Raw genomic sequence first — 20,709 nt, 5'->3', positions numbered from 1 at the left:
GCTTGCAAATAAATTGAACTGGGATTACTTAGCCAACAGATTTTTGCGGTCACGAGAAGCTTGCGCTAATTCACGCAATAACGTTTCAGAATCAGCCCAATGCAAACACGCATCCGTAATACTTTGACCATACATTAAAGGCTCGCCTTTAATCACTTTCTGATTACCTTCAATCATAAAGCTCTCAGCCATAATACCGGCAATGGCGGTACTACCATTGCGCATTTGTGCCATGATACTGTCTGCAACGTTTAATTGATTTTTATGCTGCTTTTCGCTGTTTCCGTGGCTAAAGTCGACAACCATACGTTGGGTTACGCCGACGGTTTCAAGCTGTGCGCGTGCAACTTCAATATCTTCAGCTGAATAGTTAGGGGTTTTACCACCACGTAAAATAATGTGACCAAACGGATTACCGTGTGTGCGGTAAACGGCCATGGCACCGTCTTTATCTGGAGAGTAAAAAATATGCGGTGCTTGCGCGGCACGAACAGCATCTACAGCAATATTAATATTACCGTCAGTGCCATTTTTAAAGCCAACAGGACAAGACAAAGCAGAAGCCATTTCACGGTGGATTTGGCTTTCCGTCGTACGTGCGCCAATGGCACCCCAGGTGATTAGATCAGCAATATATTGTCCGTTCACCATGTCTAAAAACTCAGTTGCAATCGGCAATTTAAGTTCAGTAATTTGCTGTAATAACTGACGTGCCATACGTAAGCCTTTATTTGGGCTAAAGCTGCCGTCTAAATCGGGATCTGAAATTAAGCCTTTCCAGCCCACAATCGTACGTGGCTTTTCAAAATACACACGCATCAAGATGCATAAGTCGTCTTTAAGCTCATGGTGAAGGTCTGATAAGCGCTGCGCGTATTCTAGTGCCGCTTTAGTGTCGTGAATGGAGCAAGGACCAATAATCACGAGCAAACGTTGATCTTCGCCCGCTATGATGGCTTCAACTTCGCGACGCTGAGCAACAAGGTAATCAGCTGCATCTTGAGTTAAAGGATATTCTGAAGCCAACTGAGCAGGAGAAATAACTTTGCTTAATAAGGTTGTTCTGAGTTCATCTGTTTTAATAGTCATGCATATTACCGAGAAATCGTGAGATGCATCTGCATCATATTGCTCGAGATTATATACCCAAAGAAGTTAAAGATGCGAGGCTTAGCCTAGGATTGTAGGCACTAAAAAACAGATTGCCTTAAAAGCCAAAGGCGAATCAACCTAAGTCAACATCGCCATTTGATGATTTTTTATGCTATTTAAAGCCCAAATCGATTGTTTATTTATCAGAACATGTGGCGTTTAAGACCGGTAATATCGAGAATTTTAGTGGCAATTTCTTCAACCGAATGATTGGTGGTATTCACGAATGGGATGCGCTCTTTTTTGTACATCATCTCAACTTCTTTGACTTCAAGGCGGCATTGTCTTAGTGAAGAATAACGACTGTTTTCCATGCGACTTTGACGTATTTCATGCAAACGATGAGGATCAATGGTTAACCCAAAAAGCTTCGACTTATTGCGTTTGAGTGCTTCAGGTAACTTGAGGTTATCCATGTCATCTTCAGTAAAGGGGTAGTTTGCAGCCTTTATACCAAACTGCATCGATAGATATAAGCTTGACGGTGTTTTACCACAGCGCGATACACCTAATAGAATAATATCGGCTTTATCCATGTGTTTCATGGTTTGGCCGTCATCGTTTTCCATCGTGTAGTTAATGGCATCGATACGGGTTTCATAGCCATGATTACTTTTACCATGAGTACGGTGCAATAAAGGCTTAGCTTGCACGCCTAAGTGTTGTTCGAGTGGCGCAACAAAGGTGTTCAAAAAGTCATAATCGACACATTCACTCGAAAAAATCACGTTACGAATTTCAGGATTAATGATTGAGTGGAACACTAACGGTCTTTCACCTGTTGTAATAAAACAATCATTTATTTGCTGCTTAACTTTTTGAGCTTTTTGAATAGTTTCCACAAACGGAATCGTAAGTGCTTCAAATTCTATAGGAAATTGTGAAAGTACGGCATGACCAAAAACCTCTGCTGTGATCGCGGTCCCATCTGAAATATAGAATACTTTTGGTGTCATTCTGACCTCTTGTAGTAATAAAATTACAAATAAAATTATAGATTTACGCGTCTTGTATGGGAGTGTAAGATGCTATTGCCCTCGTGTGAAGTGGCCACTGAAATAAAAAACTTGCGGAGATAAAACTGTGCAGCAATACGTACTCTGGTATCAAGAATTAGGCATGGGTGATGTAAACAAGGTTGGCGGAAAAAACGCATCCCTTGGAGAGATGATCAGCAATCTGGCTAATGCAGGGGTTCAAGTTCCTGGCGGTTTTGCAACGACCTCTCATGCGTTCAATGAGTTCCTTGAACAAAGTGGAGTTAACCAGAAGATTTTTGACATTCTGGCTACATTGGATGTGGATGATGTCAATGAACTGGCAAAAGTAGGTGCACAGATCAGACAGTGGGTTATCGAAACCCCATTCCAACCTGCGCTTGAAGAAGCGATTCGTGAAGCTTATGAGCAATTGTCGAGTGAAACACAAGACGCTTCATTTGCGGTACGTTCATCAGCAACTGCTGAAGACATGCCAGACGCATCGTTTGCAGGCCAACAAGAAACATTTTTAAACGTTAAAGGCTTTGATGCCGTCATGCTAGCAATTAAGCATGTATACGCTTCACTCTTTAACGACCGTGCAATCTCTTATCGTGTTCATCAAGGTTACGAGCATCAAGGTGTTGCTTTATCTGCTGGCGTACAACGTATGGTGCGTTCAGACAAAGCGGCTTCTGGTGTTATGTTTACCATGGACACTGAGTCGGGCAACAACGACGTTGTATTTATCACTTCATCATTTGGTTTGGGTGAAATGGTAGTGCAGGGCGCGGTTAACCCTGATGAATTCTATGTGCACAAGCCAATTTTATCCCAAGGCCATGATGCAGTAGTGCGTCGTAACATTGGCAGTAAGTTGATTCAGATGGTTTACTCTGATGATGCTTCTCATGGCAAGCAAGTTAAAATCGAAGACGTTGCTGCAGATCAGCGCCGTATATTCTCTATCAATGATGCAGAAGTGATGGAGCTTGCAAAGCAAGCAGTGATCATTGAGCAACATTATGGCCGTGCGATGGACATCGAATGGGCAAAAGATGGTAATGACGGCAAACTGTATATTGTACAGGCGCGTCCAGAAACCGTTCGCAGCCGTGAAGATGTGCAACTAATTGAACGTTACCATTTAAAAACCAAAGGCGATGTGATCTGCGAAGGTCGTGCTATTGGTCATAAAATTGGTACTGGTATTGCCAAGGTATTAACCTCAATTGACCAAATGGATCAAATTGAGCCAGGTGATGTGTTAGTGACTGACATGACTGACCCAGATTGGGAACCTATCATGAAACGCGCTAGCGCGATTGTTACCAACCGTGGTGGCCGTACTTGTCATGCTGCGATTATCGCTCGTGAATTAGGTGTGCCAGCTGTTGTAGGTTGTGGTGACGTGACCGACCGCATCAAAACCGGCGATATTGTTACCGTTTCATGCGCCGAAGGTGATACAGGCCTTATTTACTCTGGTAAACAAGAATTTGAAATCATCACAAACCGTGTTGATACATTGCCGCCATTACCAATGAAAATCATGATGAACGTCGGTAACCCTGATCGTGCATTCGACTTTGCTCGTTTACCTAACGAAGGTGTCGGTTTAGCGCGTTTAGAGTTCATCATTAACCGCATGATTGGTATTCACCCTAAAGCGCTATTAGACTTCAACGACCAAACTGCTGAATTACAATCAGAAATCAATGACATGATTGCCGGTTACGATTCGCCTGTTGAATTTTATATTGCACGCTTAGTGGAAGGTATTGCGACTATCGCCTCTGCGTTTTACCCGAAAAAAGTTATCGTACGTATGTCTGACTTTAAGTCTAACGAATACGCAAACTTAGTCGGCGGTGACCGTTATGAGCCTGAAGAAGAAAACCCAATGTTGGGCTTCCGTGGTGCTAGCCGTTATATTTCTGAATCATTCCGCGATTGTTTCGCACTTGAATGTGAAGCGATTAAACGTGTTCGCAACCAAATGGGCTTAACCAACGTTGAGGTGATGATCCCATTTGTTCGTACCGTAAGCGAAGCTTCTCAAGTTATCGAATTACTTAAAGAGCAAGGGCTAGAACGTGGTAAAGATGGTTTACGCGTTATTATGATGTGTGAATTACCGTCTAACGCCTTGTTAGCTGACCAATTCCTAGAGCATTTCGATGGTTTCTCTATCGGCTCTAACGATTTAACTCAGCTAACACTAGGTTTAGACCGCGACTCAGGAATCATCAGTCACTTGTTCGATGAGCGTGATGAAGCCGTTAAAGTATTATTGGCTATGGCCATTAAAGCGGCTAAAGCGAAAGGTGCTTACGTTGGTATTTGTGGTCAAGGCCCATCAGACCACTCTGACTTTGCAGCTTGGTTAGTTGAACAAGGTATCGACACCGTGTCATTAAATCCAGACACCGTTATTGATACTTGGCTATATCTTGCCGAAGCGCATGGTTAATTTAGCCTAAATAGCGTTAAAAATTGCAGCTCAACCTGCAATTTTATCAAGTTGTCATAAAAGCCGCTTTTTAGCGGCTTTTTTTTGTTTATAATGAACTCAATATACTCATAATAAATAAGTCCTCTATGTTACCTTTGCTATCACATAAACAAACATTAGAACCTATCTATCTAGAATATCTCGACGCGCTTGAACAAAGTGAGTTTGAAGGTGAAATAGACAAGCGTTACAGTGCGCGGCTTATTCAAGCAACCGATAACTCGGTATATCAATTTTTGCCTCAAGCAGTCATTTACCCATTGCATCAGCAAGATGTTGAACTCGTTTTGGCATTAGCCTCTCAACCTCAATATAAGCAAGTGACATTTAGTGCTCGCGGTGGCGGCACAGGAACCAATGGCCAATCACTGACCCACGGACTTATTTTAGATGTGTCTCGCCATCTAAACCAAGTGCTCGAGATTAATGTAGAAGAAGGTTGGGCGAGGGTACAAGCAGGTGTGGTAAAAGATGCATTAAATGATGCATTGCGGCCACATGGTTTCTTTTTTAGTCCAGATTTATCAACGTCAAACCGTGCCACCATTGGCGGTATGGTCAATACAGATGCCTCAGGTGCAGGCTCATTGGTTTACGGTAAAACATCCGATCATGTATTGGGCGTGACGAGCGTGCTTATCGATGGCAGCGTACTTTGTACAACGCCTGTGGCCAACCCACAGCTTGACCAACAACCCTATGGCGACAATCAATTAGCCAACACCATCGCTAAGCAAATCGCAGATGTATGCCGCGAAAAGCGTAGCACTATTATTGAGCGTTTCCCAAAGCTAAATCGCTTCCTAACAGGGTACGATTTAAAGCATGTGTGGAATGATGATCTAACACAGTTTGATCTGTCACGTATTTTAGCAGGCTCAGAAGGTACGCTTGCGGTCATAACCGAAACCAAGCTTAACCTCACGCCGTTACCCAAAACACGCATGATGGTGAACATAAAATATGACTCATTTGAATCAGCACTGCGTCATGCTCCATCATTAGTTAAAGCCAACGCGACCGTGGTTGAAACCGTCGACTCAAAAGTGCTCAACCTTGCTCGAGAAGATATTATTTGGCACTCGGTGGCAGACCAAATCAAAGCGGTGCCTAACAAGATCATTGAAGGTCTTAACATGGTTGAGTTTGCTGGTGAAGATGATGATGTGATCCAAAAAATTGCCCTGCTTGAACAAATGCTGTCAGAACAACTGAGCCATGAGCAATATGGTTTAGTGGGTTTTCAAATCATTAAAGACCGCAGTGACATAGACAGTATTTACGCCATGCGCAAAAAGGCCGTCGGGCTACTTGGCGCCACAAAAGGCACTCGCAAACCGCTAGCGTTTGCTGAAGACACCGCCGTACCACCCGAAAACCTAGCCGACTATATTATGGCGTTTCGTGCACTACTCGATAGCCATAATTTGCAATACGGCATGTTTGGCCATGTAGATGCAGGTGTATTGCATGTGCGCCCCGCATTAGATATGTGCGATCAAGCCGATGAGAAACTCTTAAAAGTCATCTCCGATCAAGTGGCTGCGTTAACCCTTAAATATGGTGGCTTAATGTGGGGCGAACACGGTAAAGGAGTACGCGGCGAATATGGCCCTGCGGTATTTGGCGATGAGCTTTATGCTGTGCTTGAGCAAATTAAAGGCTGGTTTGACCCAGACAATCGCTTAAATCCGGGTAAATTAGTCGCACCGCCAAAGTCTGGCCCGTTAATGTTCAATGTCGACAGTGCCAAACGTGGCAGTTTCGACAGACAAATCCCGGTGCAAACGCGTAACGCATTCCCAGATGTTATGAACTGTAATGGTAATGGATTGTGCTTTAACTACAGCAGCTATTCGCCCATGTGTCCGTCATTTAAAGCCACCGGCGACAGAGTACAGTCACCTAAAGGCCGTGCCGGTCTTATGCGTGAATGGCTTCGTTTACTTGAAGCAGAAGGTGTCGATGTCGACGCATTAGCAAAGTCAAAACCACTAGGGTGGATGCAGCGTACCCAAAATACCCTCAATAACCAACGTGATTACGATTACTCACATGAGGTAATGGAGTCACTTAAAGGCTGTTTGGCCTGTAAGGCTTGTTCAGGGCAATGCCCTGTTAAAGTAGATGTGCCTAAGTTTAGAGCGCAGTTCTTTAATATTTACTACAAACGTTATTTACGTCCAGCCAAAGACTATTTAGTGGCAGGTATCGAAGACTCGTTGCCACTGATGGCTGCAATGCCAAAATTAACTAACCTTGCTTCGCAAAATCCACTGAGCCAGTGGGTCATTAAAAAAGCCATTGGTTATGTGGATGCGCCTAAACTGTCGGTGCCCACATTAAAGCAACGCTTAGACGGCCATGGTAGCCGAGGTTATGATTTAGATGCTTTATGCGCTATACCAGAAGCTGAACGCAGCCAATATGTATTAGTGGTACAAGATCCATTTAACAGTTTTTATGATGCAGGTTTAGTGTATCGCTTTATTCAATTGATTGAAAAATTGGGCTTAAAGCCGGTATTACTGCCGTTTAAACCCAATGGTAAACCGACGCACATTAAAGGTTTTTTAGACAAGTTTGCCAAAACAGCGCAAAACAGTGCCGATTTTTTAAACCGCGTTCACGCGCTGGGCATGCCGATGGTCGGCCTCGATCCTGCTCTAGTGTTATGCTATCGAGACGAATACAAAGAGGTATTAGGCCAACGTCGTGGTCCGTTTGAAGTGTTGCTAGCCAATGAATGGTTAAGCTCAGTCGTTGCAGCACGCAATGATTCAGTACCGTTAACAAATGATGCCCCAGAGTTTACCTGGTTTAGCCACTGCACAGAGTCAACTGCCAAGCCCAATACCGCTAACGAGTGGAAGGCCATATTCAGTCACTTTGGTGCTAAGCTCAACAGTGTCAATTTAGGCTGTTGTGGTATGGCGGGAACTTATGGCCATGAGCTAGAAAACCTTGAGCGTTCAGAGCAGTTGTTTGACATGTCATGGCAACCGACGATTGCGCAAATAGCCACGCACAGCCAAGTATTAGTGTCGGGGTATTCCTGCCGTAGCCAGGTTAAACGCTTTGCAGGGTTTAAACCTCAGCATCCAATTGAAGCATTACTTAAATTAATCAACTAAATGCATTAACGAGATTAAACAAGGTAACAATATGGCAGATGAAACAGCAGCATTACATTCATTTATCCACTCAGGTGAGGCTGCGCTGTGCAGTGAAGACGTGCTGTTTCATATTCAATCCAATGGTGATTGGCTGTATTTAAATAGCCCATTACCGCCTAAGTTTGCTGCACTGTTTAGCAGTATTTTGCATTGCATCGACAACGAATATTACCTTATTACCCCAGTTGAAAAGGTGAGAGTCAGTGTCGACAGTTACCCGTTGATATTGGTGGATTATGAGGCGAGCTCAATAATAGAATCGCCTCACAATACTCAATTAGCCTTTACCAGCAGTATTGGCACACATCTCCAAACGGTTAATCTTGCTGATGTTATCGTTACCGATGATGGCATTTATGCCCCTTTGGTTAGAGGCTTAGTCGGCCAACTTAATCGTGCTTGTTATTATCGATACATTAATGAGTATTTGTCTTGTGACTAAAAATGCTTCTTATCACGTATAGAAATGGTAATCTGAATGAGTTCGAGCGTGTTTAATTGCTGAGCATAGTGATGCAAACTGAACATGCCAATGACGGTGTTGGAGGTATCATTTGAAACGCTTTGAAAGTTTAAGTTACCTGATTTCCCATCTAAATATTACTTTACAGCAAGAACTCGACTCGCGCTTAAAGCGTTATGAGTTAGACAGTAAACTGTGGCCAGTATTATTTACCCTATGGCAAGAAGAAGGGCTCAGCCAAACTGAACTGTCTAAGCGTTGTGATGTGGCCAATTACACCATGACCCGTCTGCTTGATACTTTGCAAGTACAGGGATTTATCACCCGTCATCAAGAAGCCGACAATCGTCGCGCTTTTCAAATCTTTTTAACCGACAGCGGTAAAGCATTAGAACTAGACTTAGTGCACGAAGCCGAGTGGGTTAATGAACGCTTTTTAGCGGTACTCACTGACGCTGAGCAAGATGAATTTATGCGCCTGTTGAATAAAGTGAATCAGTTTAGTCTGTAAAGGTTAAAGTTCAGCGTTGCTTTTGTCCTATTAAATCAGTGTGCATGACTCTTTTTTGTCCCCAAAGTATGTTTGAAATATGGCCAGCGACCACTTACATCTTGGCGCTTCACTCTGCTTCAGACGACATTTAACTGGCTTGCAAATGTCGGCTAGATATCCAGTGGCAGCTAGTCTCTCACCTTTATGTGGTGTGTACTGTGCATAAAAACAGTTGTAATGGTTTTTGGCGTGTCTTTAAGTTTAATCGGCTAATAAGTAAACTAAAGTAGTATGAACAATAATTCTCGAATGTTGTAATGCATTGAAATTAAAGTGTTTTTGTTTGCTGTCAAATATTGGGTTCACTTTTAACGCGCAAGCTCGCTTTTATTGGTCTGTGGAGTTAATTAAAACTGTTTTACATCAATAAGATAGTAAATGTAGGATGATATTAATCAATAACTTAAATGACCGACTTTAAATTTATTTGGCCATTCAATAAGCTGTTATGTATAGCAAGGAGGTTCCGTGGCTTACGATAGAGCTGATTGGCATTACGGTGGTGATTACCCTGAAGATTTACCGCTAGAAAATGCAGGAACACATATAGGGTTATTTTTAGCTTGGATTATAAAAAATAACTTAGAGGGTGAGTTCCATCAAAAAGAGTCTTGTGAAAATCTTATAAAAGTTAGAAATGAAGAAATCAGTGGAAGAGATTTTCTAATCGATATGTGCGATGAGAAATTCTGGGAAGAAGACCTAAGTGAAGAAGGTCAATCTTTTACTAAGCATTACTACGAATCAGATCTTTATCTTAACAACTACGACAGTGCTTTGTCTTCAAATCTTGAAACTTTATATCATGTCGAAAATTCTTGGGATAATTATCATAAATTAGCTCCTTTAATTTCTGCAGCTTATGATAAATGGAAAAAGCCAAAGAAGTTTTGGCAGTTCTGGAAATAGCTATACATAACAAGTCGTTAAAGCAGGACAAATAACAGTTGGCTTTTGCTCCTGCGTCGCTTATTTTAGCCAACAATTATTTGCCTCTTAACGAGGCGTTGAGGTTGTAGAATTACTCTAAAGTAGAAAATCGTGGGTGATTCTTGTGTTTATACAGCCCGTAAAACTCACTTTATAGTAGAATATTCCCTCAGATTTCACGTAGCAACGCAATTTGAGGCTTAATTTTTAATAAATTCTGAGGCTGTTTTTTCTAAAATAGAAATTCTACAGGCTCGTTATGTGTCATGGAGGCTGTGTTGAATATCCCAAAAAAGTTATATAAATATGAATCTGTTTCGGTTCAGTCCTTAGTAAACCTTAAATCACAAACAGTTTATTTTGCTCCTCCTTCCGGCTTTAATGATCCTTACGATTGTGCTTTAAAAGCGCAGATAGCAGAACCGACTGATTCTGAAATAGAGAGCTTGCGTGAAGTTTATTTGGCTAAGGATTGGCCTAAAGAAGTCAAAGAAAAACTTGATAAAGCCTCATTAAAAGAATTAAAACCAGGGCTATTTCGAGCTGCAAAAGATGCTAGTGAGCAAATAATTGACAATTTCATCCGGAGTAGAGGCGTATCTTGTTTCTCGGAAGTAAGCGATGAACTCTTAATGTGGGCACATTACGCAGATAAATACACTGGCTTTTGTCTTGAATTCTCAACTAATCACGAATTATTCGAAAGAGCTAGAAAAGTAGACTATGTAGAAAAAATCCCACTGTTAAATATTAAAAATATTTATGCTGATGGTGAGCGAGATGAAATGATGAACTTGTTTTGTACAAAATCGAAATCTTGGGCTTACGAGAAAGAATGGAGAGTCATTCATAGTGATGCCGGAACTGCTTATACATACCCACCTGAAATTTTAACTGGTGTCTATTTCGGGCCTAATATGCCTTTTGAAATGTTAGAAATAATATGTTTAGTTCTTAAAGGCCAGAACCCTCATGTGAAATTATATCGTGGTAAAAGAAGCGAGCTAGCCTTTAAAGTAGAATTCGAAGAGTTTAACTACACACCATATATTGAAACTCCAGTAGGGAGTTCTGGCACATAACAAGCCAATGAAGCGGGACTGAAAACAGTTTGCTCGGTTTCGCTTCGCTAATTTTTAGCCCCTTATTGGGGCATTAGGTCAATATTCATACATTCATTTCAATCTTAATTTTTAGGGATAACTGTGGAACAAAAAACTATTAGTCCATTAAAGGAAGCATTTCAAAATGTTCGAGAGCAACAAAATATTGATCTTATTCTTCCTGTTTTATTAACATCTGATTTATATATTATTACCGCAGAAACAGAACCTGGCGTGTTTGATTACTTTTATACAAAGTCACCTAATCCAGAACGATTTTGTGTAACTCTAGCCGAAAACGAATCTACTCTAGCTTCTGTAAAATGGCCGAAGCGAAAAATGACTGGCCGTGAATTATTAGTTGATCTGCCAGATGAAATAGAAATCATAATTACTTATGAAGACGGCGGAGACTATATTACTAGAGAACACTTACAGTGGTATCGGAAGCAATTGGCCTAAAAAGCCAATTAACAGGACTAAAAACAGTGGGCTATCGCTCGTGCCTCACTCATTTTAGCCCACAATTTTTCGCCTGTTATTAGGGGGGTGAGGCTGTAGAATTTCTCTAAAGTAGAAAATAGCAGGTGATTTTTGTGTTCATACAGCCCGTTAAACTCACTTTCTAGTGGAATATTCCCTCAGATTTCACGTAGCAACGCAATTTGAGGCTTAATTTTTTAATAAATTTTGAGACTGTTTTTCTAAAATAGAAATTCAACAGTCTCGTTAAGTCACTTGAGTTTGAGGTTTATATGCAAGCACAGAAGTACCTAAGCTTACTTAGTCAACTAAAAATTTCTAAATATAAAAATAGCTCTCAGAGTTTGTGTTGTTTTAATGCTCAAAAAGGAAATGAATATAACAACAATCTTATGATCGTCGGGCGAGCTGTAAATGGTTGGCACCATGAGTTTGATATGAATAATTTAAACGTAGAGACGATGGTTAATGAAATCTTTAATCAGGCGGCTACTTCTGATTGTCCGTTAAAGTGGGTTGAGGATTCGTGGGGGATTAATGAAGGATACAATACAAAGTCATCTGCATTTTGGCGTGTTACCAAACAAGTATCTCAATGTTTAAATGAAAATTCTTCAAGTACAGGATGGGCTAGTAAAATTGTATGGTCAAATCTTTACAAAATTGCTCCAAGCATTACAGGAAATCCTAGTGACAGTCTGTGTGATAAACAGTTTGTCTACTGTAATGAATTACTACTTGCTGAAATTGAAGAATACAACCCAAGAGTAATTATTTTCTTTACTGGTCTTAACTGGTTTAATGGCTTCTTAAGCAATGCTGTATCACTAGCAAGTAATAAAGAACATAGTTTGGTTGAGGCTCATGGAGTCTTAAAGATTAATGATGAAGAAGTCATAATCATAATTGCTAAACATCCTCAAGGCAAACCAGAGGCAGAGATGGTAAATGAAATTTTGAGTATCACATCGGTGACTTAACAAGCTGTTAAACAAGGACTAAATACAGTTGGCTTTTGCTTCTCGTCGCTAATTTTAGCCAACCACATTTAGCCTGTTAACAGGGCGTTGAGGCTGTAGAATTTCTCTAAAGTAGAAAATAGCAGGTGATTTTTGTGTTCATACAGCCCGTCAAACTCACTTTCTAGTGGAATATTCCCTCAGATTTCACGTAGCAACGCAATTTGAGGCTTAATTTTTTAATAAATTTTGAGACTGTTTTTCTAAAATAGAAATTCTACAGTCTCGTTACACATAGACATTTTAACCTGAAACTCACGAATTAGAATGAATGTTCTAACTCGGAAATGTCCAATAACAAGTTATTGTTACGATGAGCATGTACAAACTCAATTCAAATCTCAATTTATAAGGATGTAAAATGGAAGTCGATGTATTTAACAGAACTCACACCAATGACAAAATAATCAGTGGGTCTACTTACAATTTTGTCATTGGCTTAACGCTGTTATGGGGTTTTGCCATCAATTGGCTTATGGTGCTGAATATTTCAGTTGAATCAATCAGTAGCATTAATCCGATAATCTTTTTTATTGGGTATTTTGCTTCGTGTTTTTTTGGTATTTATCTTTTTAGCAAATCAGATAAGCCTATTGTGAGCTTTATTGGCTATAACTTTGTGGTGGTACCGTTTGGGCTGATTATTAATCTTGTGGTGAGCCAATATAATCCAGATATTGTTCAAGAGGCCATTAGGGTTACCGGCATGGTAACGTTTGTGATGATGCTGTTAGGCTCAATGTATCCTGCCTTTTTTAACAAGATAGCGGGTGGGTTAACCATTGCGTTGATTTGTGTGATTGTAGTGGAACTCATTGAAATATTTATTTTTAATACCCATCACGGCATTTTAGATTGGATTGTCGCGCTGATTTTTTGTGGTTATATTGGTTATGATTGGGCTCGTGCTAATGCAATCCCTAAAACATTTGATAACGCCGTTGATAGCGCTGCGGCCTTGTATATGGACATCATCAATTTATTTTTACGAATACTCAGAATTCTCGGTCGAAAATAGTCCACAATAACGATTGATATCAATCGTTATTGTGCTTGTTGATATCAGCGTTTCATATCAGCGTTTAAATGGAGCAGGTAAGCGCCTAGAACAGTAGTCACTCCATATTGATACCATTGCAGTTGGTTTTTTTTGACGCCCTCTGCAATGGTATTACCAGGTGTTAACTCGTTTATATAACGTTGTTCAGTTCAATTTTAGCCCCTGATTTTTAGCCACTGAATTTTAGGTACCAACATCATGGCATTTAATGACTTATTTAGATTGAGCTCGCATGCGGTGATCACCAATGCGGCAGGGGACGTTTTGTTATTAAAAGCCACTTACGGTGACAAGCATTGGGGCTTACCGGGAGGCGGGCTTGATCCTAATGAAACCATTCATCAGGCATTACTGCGAGAATGCCAAGAAGAGTTAAGCTGTTTGGTGAAGGTGAATTATTTATCTGGGGTGTATTTTCACAGTGCTTACCAGTCGCAAGCGTTTATCTTTCGTTGTGAGTTAACCAAAGAGGCGGTGATTAGTCTAAGCGATGAACACAGCGAATACGCATATTTCGCTGTTGCTGACTTATCTTCAGTGCAACAACAACGAATTAACGATTGTCTAGCGTTTAACGGTCAGGTTTTCAGCGCTGCTTTCTAAAGCCGCTTGATGCCAGGTGGTTAACATGCTCATGATATCGTGCGAGTCTTGCAGTTGTGCTAATGGTCTTGGCACTATGTGTTGTTTACTGTCTAGCGCCGCTAGCACCGCTTCTACCTGGTAGTAAAAACCATTGCCTTTGGCTTTAACATTCACAACGTCAGCATCTTGCTCATATAACCTTACTGAAAAATGATTACCTTGAGCTTCTGGTAACCAGGGATTTGAGGTGAACTCAATACTTCCTAAGCTGCCTAAAATGGTAAATCCTGCGTGTAAGCCATAATCTTCAGCTGTGTGTAAATGACATTGCACGCCGTTTGTATAAGTCACAATAGCCGTAGATTCACAAATATTGCCATCTTGCCCACGTCGCCCAGTTGCTTGCAATTGATAATGTTGGCTGATGCTATTACCAAATTGTTGCTGCATGACTAATTGCATTAATGATGCAGGGTAACAACCAAGGTTAAACAACGCGCCAAGACTGGCCGGATTAACAAATTGGCTGATAGCCGCGCAATACTGACCACGAATACTTTTTACGTCACCAATCACGCCAGATGCTAAGGTTTGACATAACTGCTGCATAAAAGGATGCGCAAGATACATTAGCCCTTCTAAAAAGAACACTTTGTTGTGCTTAACCGCATCAAGGCTGGCAATGGTTGATGGCATATCGACCGACAGGGACTTTTCGCATAAGATAGCTTTACCCGCATTGGCTGCTTTAATCACATACTCATGGTGCAAGTGATTAGGCAGGGCGATGTAAATCACATCTACCAGCGGATCATTAATTAATGCATCAAAATCAGTAAATTGATGTGCGATGTTATATTGCGCTGCAAACTCGGCTAACGTTGTGGTGTTACGGCCAGCGACGGCATATATCTGACTTTGACCTTGTGCTTTTATCGCATCAGCCATCACGCCAGAAATAAAGCTGGTGCCTAAAATACCCCAGTTAATTATTTTACTCATCGGTTATTCCTCGGTTGCTAGGCGTTGATAGTCAAAGGCTTGTTTGAGTTCGGTGAGTCCTGCTTTAATAAAGGCTTGAGTATGAGGCGCGGCAAAGTGAGCGTCAAATGCGGCTTGATCATCATAACGCTCCCAAAATACAAATTGCTTTGGGTGAGTTTTATGTTGAGTTGCCATTGCAAGTGAGCAGCCTGGTTCGCTATTCATGTCTGCACAAAATTGACGGATTGCAGCAAGGCCTTGGGCCAACGGTACGTCATCTTTAATGTGAATTTCAGCGGTAATAAAAATGCCTGCTTGATCTAATTTGTAATCCATAACAACTCCTCAATAATGATGGCTCATCGTAAACCAGTTTTGTTAACGGCAATACCAGTCATTGGTGTTTACAGAAAACACTATAGGTTTATAATCTTTGGTATCAATTTATAGTATTTGGGATCAATGAGTGGAGTGGCGATGGATAAATTAACCGCGATGCAAGTGTTTAGCTGCGTAGCTGAGCAAGGTAATTATGCTGCGGCTGCGCATCAGTTTAATATCAGCCGCACCATGGTCAGCAAGCATATTAATCAGTTAGAAGGCTATTTAGGCGTTAAGCTAATCAACCGCACCACACGACAACAAGCATTAAGTGAGTCTGGCCAATTATATTATCAAGAATGTAAAAGCATTTTGGCAGCCATTACTGCCGCTGAAAATACCTTACAATCCATGACAGGCACAGTGAGTGGCAGCATTAAGATTAATGCACCGGTGAGTTTTGGTAATGCGGTACTGGCGCCCATTGTGAATCGTTTTTTGTTAGCGTATCCGCAAGTCGATGTTGACTTACGTTTAGACAATAACCTTGTCGACCCAATGTTAGACAGTGTCGATTTATTGGTTAGGATTGGTGAGCTTAGCGATTCAGCTTTGATTGGTCGCCATATTATGAATTATCACATGCAGTTTTGTGCATCGCCGCAATATGTAGCGCAGCACGCTGAGATAACATCGAATGCAGATTTGCGTGAGCATCACTGTCTTGGGTTTAGCTATTCAAGCAATGGTTCGTTATCTGTGGCGCATCAACAAGTTTTTGGCAAGCGACAGTTTAGGCTGTCGTCAAACAGTGGTGTGGTACTGACTCAAGCTGCCGTTGATGGTTTAGGCGTGGTGTTACAACCCAGTATTGTTGTTAAAGAGGCGATAGATGCTGGCCTCTTAGTCAATATTGCGAGTTTAACCCCACCAGAAGCCATGCCAATTCATTTGTTGTACAAAGATAAAAATTTGCCGTTAAAAATGCGCTCGTTAATTGAGTTTATCGTTAAGCACATTGCTGAACAATAACGTCAGTTTAGCGCTTGATCATGCCTTTTAGTACAATGTCATCATAAGTGACGAAACCTAAAATGTGACCACTTTCGACCACGGGCGCTTTGTTAATGTTAAAGCGCTCAAATAAGCGTGCTGTATAACGTACATCCATATCAGCAGGTACAGAAAATACCGGCTTTATCATGATCTCGTATATATTAGTGCGCTCGGGTGATTTGTCTTTTGCCAACACTTTTCGGGCGATGTCACTCATGAGAACCATGCCATATTCGTCATGTTCATTGCGTTTATCGACCACCAAAATACTGACATTTTTATTGATGGCCACTTGGATTGCTTCTGCAACCGTGTGCATACCGTCAACCATGGCGTAACGGTTATTCATCACATCGCGATTACGGGTAGGGATAATGCTACTCATATTTGATCCTCAATGTCTTTACTTAGCTTAGCAACTTGATGAGCCACACCGACGGCATCTTCAACATCAATTTGAATCGCAATGCCTTTACCTGAATTAGTGTCAAATTCGCCTACTTTAGATATCGTTTCGAGTATCTTGCGGCACATATGTTCTTCAACCAACCATAAAATCACATCGCGTTGTACATCTAAGGTGAGGCCCATAAAGGTTTTCTTTTTTTCTAATCCTTCACCACGAGCATGGTTTATTACCGTCGCGCCAGTGGCTCCTGCAAGCCTGGCTGCATCGAGTACTGCGTCGGTACAATCTTCGTCGACAAAGGCGACGATTAGTTTAAAACGCATAGATTTAGTCCTTAATCGCTTTTCGTTTGGATAAATAATCAACGATTTGGGCGTAACCCATTACGGTGATCATCGGAAATAAACTGGCAAAGGCGATTAAACCAAAGCCGTCAATAAGTGGATTACGCCCTTCAACGTTGGTGGCAAGCCCAAGGCCTAGTGCCGCAACCAAAGGCACTGTTACGGTTGATGTGGTCACGCCGCCTGAGTCATACGCCAGAGGTACAATCATTTTTGGGGCATAAAAAGTTTGAATAACCACGATGACGTAACCGGCCATAATGTAGTAATGGATGGGATCGCCTACTACAATGCGAAAGCACCCTAAAGTAATGCCAATGGCGACACCCAATGCCACAGACATTCGCAGGCCTTGTATACCAATGGTGCCACCTGATACCTGGTTGGCTTTGATTGCTACGGCAATCAGTGACGGCTCGGCAATGGTAGTGCTAAAGCCAATTGCAGCTGCAAAAACATACACCCAAAAATAATCCTGCCAAATAAACGGTGCTTTGCTGCCATCGGGGTGTAAAAACTCGCTGGTGGTTAATTGGTTTGCCATGCTTTCGCCAATGGGGAACAGTGCGAGTTGTAAACCGACTAAGAAAAAGGTCAGGCCAATAATCACATAGACAAATCCCAGTAACACTTTACGCCATTGGGTGACAGGGCGCTTGAGTACGCCAAGTTGAAAGCCAAACAAAATCACTGCAATAGGGATGACATCGCGTGCAGTGAGCAAAAATGTGCTAATCAGCTCAGTAAACAAATTGGCTCCTTATCGCACGCATCAGTTTAAAAACACCATGCCGTAAATTAATACAAAAATCATAGGGCTAAGGCTGGCAAATGCAATGAGGCCAAAGCCGTCTAACATCGGGTTTCTGCCTTTAATCACACTGGCAAGGCCGACGCCCAATGCAGTCACCAAAGGCACGGTAATGGTTGATGTGGTGACACCACCTGAATCGTAGGCGATGCCGATAATATTGGCTGGGGCAAAGCTGGTAAGGATCATCACAAGTACATAACCACCAATGATGATGTAATGAATAGGCCAGCCTTTAAGAATACGGATCACGCCAAGTAAAATGGCTAAACCTACCGAAATCGCAACCGTGATACGCAATCCCATAGCATAGGAACTCATGGCCTGCTTATTAGCCTCAATCGCACCGGCATTTGCGGCAACTTGAGCCGCTTCATTGGCTACGGCTGTTAGCGCCGGTTCTGCTAATGTGGTGCCAAACCCCAATGAGAATGAGAAAATTACTAACCAAAATATACTGCCTTTTCGTGCTAATGCTTCTGCTAATGATTCACCAATGGGGAATAAGCCCATTTCTAAACCAAACACAAAAAATGTTAATCCCAAGACAATAAAGACTAAGCCAATAAGAATAGACCCAAGCTCTGCGGGAGCTTGGCGGAGGACAAATATTTCAAAAAAACTGACCACCAATATAATGGGGACAAGGTCTTTAAAGCTACTCAACATGGCTTGGAGCAATTTTGCGATGGCAGACATCTATACTCCTGAGGGGTAAAGTGATGGGTTCTGATCATGTTTGGCACTTATGTTGGCAGTGTTGGCACTAATATCCAGTGATATAAATAGTAAACGCTTTATTAAGTGTGACTCTTGATAGTAATTTCGCAACATATTGTTTACACTGATTTTCATTAAATTGACTCAGGTCATAAAAGTCAGGCAAACTGTGCCGTACATCTTTGATTACTGATTTATACCCTGTGTAATAAAGGATCTTAGGTAAAACTAAAAAGGACTTTAACCATGAAAAAAACACTTTTACGCTTATCCATTATCGCCGCGTGTGCAAGCCACATGGCCTACGCTCAACCTACGGACATGGTCACTGGGTCGGTTGATTTTTCATCAGCATATCAACAATACAACCAGGCTGTTGAGGCTAATAGCCAAGCCGATATCATCACCTATGCCCAACAAGCTTACGAACTTGGCGAAGTAAAATTCGGCGCAGACAGCATTGATAGTGCCAAATTAGCTATGAACTGGGGAAATGCCATTGTTGTGCAATCGAAGCAGAACAATAATGGCAGGGTGATTCAAGATGAACAGGTGATAAAAGCGCAACAATTATTTGAGTCAGCTTTAGCGGTATATCGTCAAAAATTGCCTAAAAATGATATTGCCCTTATCGATCCACTTGTGGGCTTAGCTGAAACCACCGCAGATGATGCTTATGCCAAAAAAGTGTTGTTTGAGGCGATTGATATTGCTCAAGAAGCGGATAATGAACTCACTATAGCTGAAGTGAAAACTTTGGCTTTTTATCGCCTAACGGGCACGGAGTTTTATACTCGTACAGTTAGAGGTTTTGCTTTTGACGCCTATGATATCTATGTCAGTAAGCTTCCAGAAAACGCGATAAAACGTGTTAATGCGACTTATCTTTATGGGGCATTAAATGAAGCAATGGGTAAACACACTAAAGCTGTTTATGCTTTAGTTGAAGTGATAAAACAATATCAAGCATTACCTTACAGCCATCCTCATGAGCTGCGTGCTCATGCCTTGTTAGTTGATATTTATCAAAAGCAAGGCCAAAGTGATCAAGCCACTGAGCATTGTATTGCCATTGGTAAAATGACGCCATGGAACGAGCAACAAGAGCAAACGCCTTTATTTAGAACGCCACCAGATTACCCTATGTCTTATGCAAAGCGGGGTAAAAGTGGTTGGGTAAAACTACAATTTACCGTAGATGAGCAAGGTTTTGTGCAATCGCCTCAAGTGCTTGACTCTAAAGGTGGTAGTCAATTTGAAAAAGAATCAATTGAGGCGTTAAGCCAGTGGCGTTATGCACCTAAATTTGTGGATGGTAAGCCGGCGCAGGGCACTTCAACAGTGCGCTTAGACTTTACCCTAGGTTAATGAGTCTATAGAGTTGTGAGTTAGCTCAATAAATACATACTCAACATACCCACGCACACAATCACAAAGCCAGATTCAATCATGAACTGGCTTTTTTGTAGCTGTTTTTTACCTTGTTTTAAAATGGTCACCAGTTGGTTTTGTTTGTAGATTCTGCACGATATTAACGACGTTTGCGGATCGGCTATGAGTTGGAAACGGCACTTTTTACCGTTATCGAGCAACACATCATGCATACTCTGTAAACCAAAGTTAAATTTGCGCGACACCACTTTGCCGTTGATAAAAACTCGTTCTAGACCACACCAATTACTGGCTTGTAATTCGATATTGTCTTGATTTAGGTGGTAAGAAAATTTAATCATAATGCTCATCCTTTCACATGATAACCGCGTGTTTACCTATACCCATCACTCAAAACAGCCTTAACATTTTCATCTTTGAACTTGTTGAGTCAGTCATGCAACTGAAAAAAACTGCATTAAGTACTAATAAAGCAGAGCAATGTGACAATTTCCAGCACAAAAATATGAACAATTTGCGAAATAAAGCTATGTTGTTGCTGGCTATGAGAATATTTATTTTTATCATGGAGTATTGCAAAACGTCAGTGATTAAGCATTGGGTAAGATGTGGGCGAATATGAGGTAGCGAGTCGCAATGTGACTGTGAATGAG

At 41.4% G+C, this 20,709-nt stretch carries 21 protein-coding genes; 12 read left to right on the top strand and 9 right to left on the bottom strand.

The features are described 5' to 3' along the window. Window positions 1–24: 24 nt before the first annotated feature. Together AC19MX_RS09770 and ppsR are read right to left on the bottom strand one after the other, a co-directional pair. Window positions 25–1,089, bottom strand: coding sequence for a 3-deoxy-7-phosphoheptulonate synthase (locus AC19MX_RS09770; RefSeq protein ID WP_432404858.1), 1,065 nt, complete (start codon window positions 1,087–1,089; stop codon window positions 25–27). A 206-nt stretch (window positions 1,090–1,295) separates the two neighbouring features. Further along, window positions 1,296–2,108, bottom strand: a complete 813-nt coding sequence (gene ppsR / locus AC19MX_RS09765) for a posphoenolpyruvate synthetase regulatory kinase/phosphorylase PpsR (protein ID WP_188952407.1) — start codon at window positions 2,106–2,108, stop codon at window positions 1,296–1,298. Window positions 2,109–2,235: 127 nt separating this feature from the next. On the opposite strand from ppsR, the gene ppsA reads away from it, so the two are divergent. The 10 genes from ppsA to AC19MX_RS09715 all read left to right on the top strand — a co-directional run bounded on the left by ppsA (window position 2,236) and on the right by AC19MX_RS09715 (window position 14,037). Then, entirely contained in the window at window positions 2,236–4,605 is a 2,370-nt protein-coding gene (gene ppsA, locus AC19MX_RS09760; protein ID WP_432404863.1) for a phosphoenolpyruvate synthase, read from the top strand. Between the two features lie 128 nt (window positions 4,606–4,733). Further along, on the top strand, window positions 4,734–7,781 hold the full coding sequence (gene ydiJ, locus AC19MX_RS09755; protein WP_432404868.1) for a D-2-hydroxyglutarate dehydrogenase YdiJ: 3,048 nt from the start codon (window positions 4,734–4,736) through the stop codon (window positions 7,779–7,781). A gap of 31 nt (window positions 7,782–7,812) precedes the next feature. Further along, the gene (locus tag AC19MX_RS09750; protein ID WP_432404871.1) at window positions 7,813–8,265 is read left to right on the top strand and encodes a DUF1285 domain-containing protein; all 453 of its coding nucleotides are present in this window, start codon (window positions 7,813–7,815) and stop codon (window positions 8,263–8,265) included. Window positions 8,266–8,377: 112 nt separating this feature from the next. Continuing rightward, a complete protein-coding gene (locus tag AC19MX_RS09745) occupies window positions 8,378–8,797 on the top strand; it encodes a MarR family winged helix-turn-helix transcriptional regulator (RefSeq protein ID WP_432404874.1) in 420 nt (139 codons plus the stop codon). Window positions 8,798–9,307: 510 nt separating this feature from the next. Further along, window positions 9,308–9,748 carry a DUF7832 domain-containing protein gene (locus tag AC19MX_RS09740; protein WP_432404877.1) on the top strand — a complete coding sequence of 147 codons (441 nt, stop codon included), beginning with the start codon at window positions 9,308–9,310 and terminating at the stop codon, window positions 9,746–9,748. 299 nt (window positions 9,749–10,047) lie between these two features. Continuing rightward, a complete protein-coding gene (locus tag AC19MX_RS09735) occupies window positions 10,048–10,851 on the top strand; it encodes a DUF2971 domain-containing protein (RefSeq protein WP_432404881.1) in 804 nt (267 codons plus the stop codon). 123 nt (window positions 10,852–10,974) lie between these two features. After that, window positions 10,975–11,334, top strand: coding sequence for a hypothetical protein (locus tag AC19MX_RS09730; RefSeq protein WP_432404883.1), 360 nt, complete (start codon window positions 10,975–10,977; stop codon window positions 11,332–11,334). Between the two features lie 293 nt (window positions 11,335–11,627). Then, entirely contained in the window at window positions 11,628–12,335 is a 708-nt protein-coding gene (locus AC19MX_RS09725; RefSeq protein ID WP_432404885.1) for a uracil-DNA glycosylase family protein, read from the top strand. Between the two features lie 400 nt (window positions 12,336–12,735). Beyond that, window positions 12,736–13,392 (top strand): Bax inhibitor-1 family protein, encoded by a 657-nt coding sequence (locus AC19MX_RS09720; RefSeq protein WP_432400141.1) that lies wholly within the window; start codon window positions 12,736–12,738, stop codon window positions 13,390–13,392. Between the two features lie 240 nt (window positions 13,393–13,632). Then, window positions 13,633–14,037: an NUDIX hydrolase gene (locus AC19MX_RS09715; protein WP_432400142.1), complete on the top strand. Its 405-nt coding sequence runs from the start codon at window positions 13,633–13,635 to the stop codon at window positions 14,035–14,037. On the opposite strand, the gene AC19MX_RS09710 is transcribed toward AC19MX_RS09715, so the two are convergent. Beyond that, window positions 13,999–15,021 carry a Gfo/Idh/MocA family protein gene (locus AC19MX_RS09710; protein WP_432400143.1) on the bottom strand — a complete coding sequence of 341 codons (1,023 nt, stop codon included), beginning with the start codon at window positions 15,019–15,021 and terminating at the stop codon, window positions 13,999–14,001. The two genes, AC19MX_RS09715 and AC19MX_RS09710, sit on opposite strands and share 39 nt — an antisense overlap. A 3-nt stretch (window positions 15,022–15,024) precedes the next feature. Further along, window positions 15,025–15,339: a putative quinol monooxygenase gene (locus AC19MX_RS09705; protein ID WP_160052919.1), complete on the bottom strand. Its 315-nt coding sequence runs from the start codon at window positions 15,337–15,339 to the stop codon at window positions 15,025–15,027. Between the two features lie 141 nt (window positions 15,340–15,480). Here AC19MX_RS09705 and AC19MX_RS09700 point away from each other — a divergent pair, with 141 nt between their 5' ends. Continuing rightward, window positions 15,481–16,356: a LysR family transcriptional regulator gene (locus AC19MX_RS09700; RefSeq protein WP_432400144.1), complete on the top strand. Its 876-nt coding sequence runs from the start codon at window positions 15,481–15,483 to the stop codon at window positions 16,354–16,356. Window positions 16,357–16,363: 7 nt separating this feature from the next. On the opposite strand, the gene AC19MX_RS09695 is transcribed toward AC19MX_RS09700, so the two are convergent. The 4 genes from AC19MX_RS09695 to AC19MX_RS09680 are packed head-to-tail and all read right to left on the bottom strand — an operon-like array spanning window position 16,364 to window position 18,643. Continuing rightward, window positions 16,364–16,765 (bottom strand): CBS domain-containing protein, encoded by a 402-nt coding sequence (locus tag AC19MX_RS09695; RefSeq protein WP_432400145.1) that lies wholly within the window; start codon window positions 16,763–16,765, stop codon window positions 16,364–16,366. After that, window positions 16,762–17,112 (bottom strand): P-II family nitrogen regulator, encoded by a 351-nt coding sequence (locus AC19MX_RS09690; protein ID WP_432400146.1) that lies wholly within the window; start codon window positions 17,110–17,112, stop codon window positions 16,762–16,764. Before AC19MX_RS09690 ends, AC19MX_RS09695 begins: the two co-directional genes overlap by 4 nt. A gap of 4 nt (window positions 17,113–17,116) precedes the next feature. Beyond that, the gene (locus AC19MX_RS09685) at window positions 17,117–17,884 is read right to left on the bottom strand and encodes a DUF1538 domain-containing protein (protein WP_432400147.1); all 768 of its coding nucleotides are present in this window, start codon (window positions 17,882–17,884) and stop codon (window positions 17,117–17,119) included. 21 nt (window positions 17,885–17,905) lie between these two features. Next, a complete protein-coding gene (locus tag AC19MX_RS09680) occupies window positions 17,906–18,643 on the bottom strand; it encodes a DUF1538 family protein (protein ID WP_432400148.1) in 738 nt (245 codons plus the stop codon). 267 nt (window positions 18,644–18,910) lie between these two features. On the opposite strand from AC19MX_RS09680, the gene AC19MX_RS09675 reads away from it, so the two are divergent. After that, the gene (locus tag AC19MX_RS09675) at window positions 18,911–20,032 is read left to right on the top strand and encodes an energy transducer TonB (protein ID WP_432400149.1); all 1,122 of its coding nucleotides are present in this window, start codon (window positions 18,911–18,913) and stop codon (window positions 20,030–20,032) included. Window positions 20,033–20,052: 20 nt separating this feature from the next. Here the strand turns inward: AC19MX_RS09675 and AC19MX_RS09670 are convergent, their stop codons facing one another. Further along, window positions 20,053–20,397, bottom strand: coding sequence for a hypothetical protein (locus tag AC19MX_RS09670; RefSeq protein ID WP_188952444.1), 345 nt, complete (start codon window positions 20,395–20,397; stop codon window positions 20,053–20,055). Window positions 20,398–20,709 lie beyond the last annotated feature (312 nt).

It is taken from the genome of Shewanella sp. MF05956 (assembly GCF_059758055.1).
This window is presented reverse-complemented; position numbering and strand designations above follow the sequence as displayed.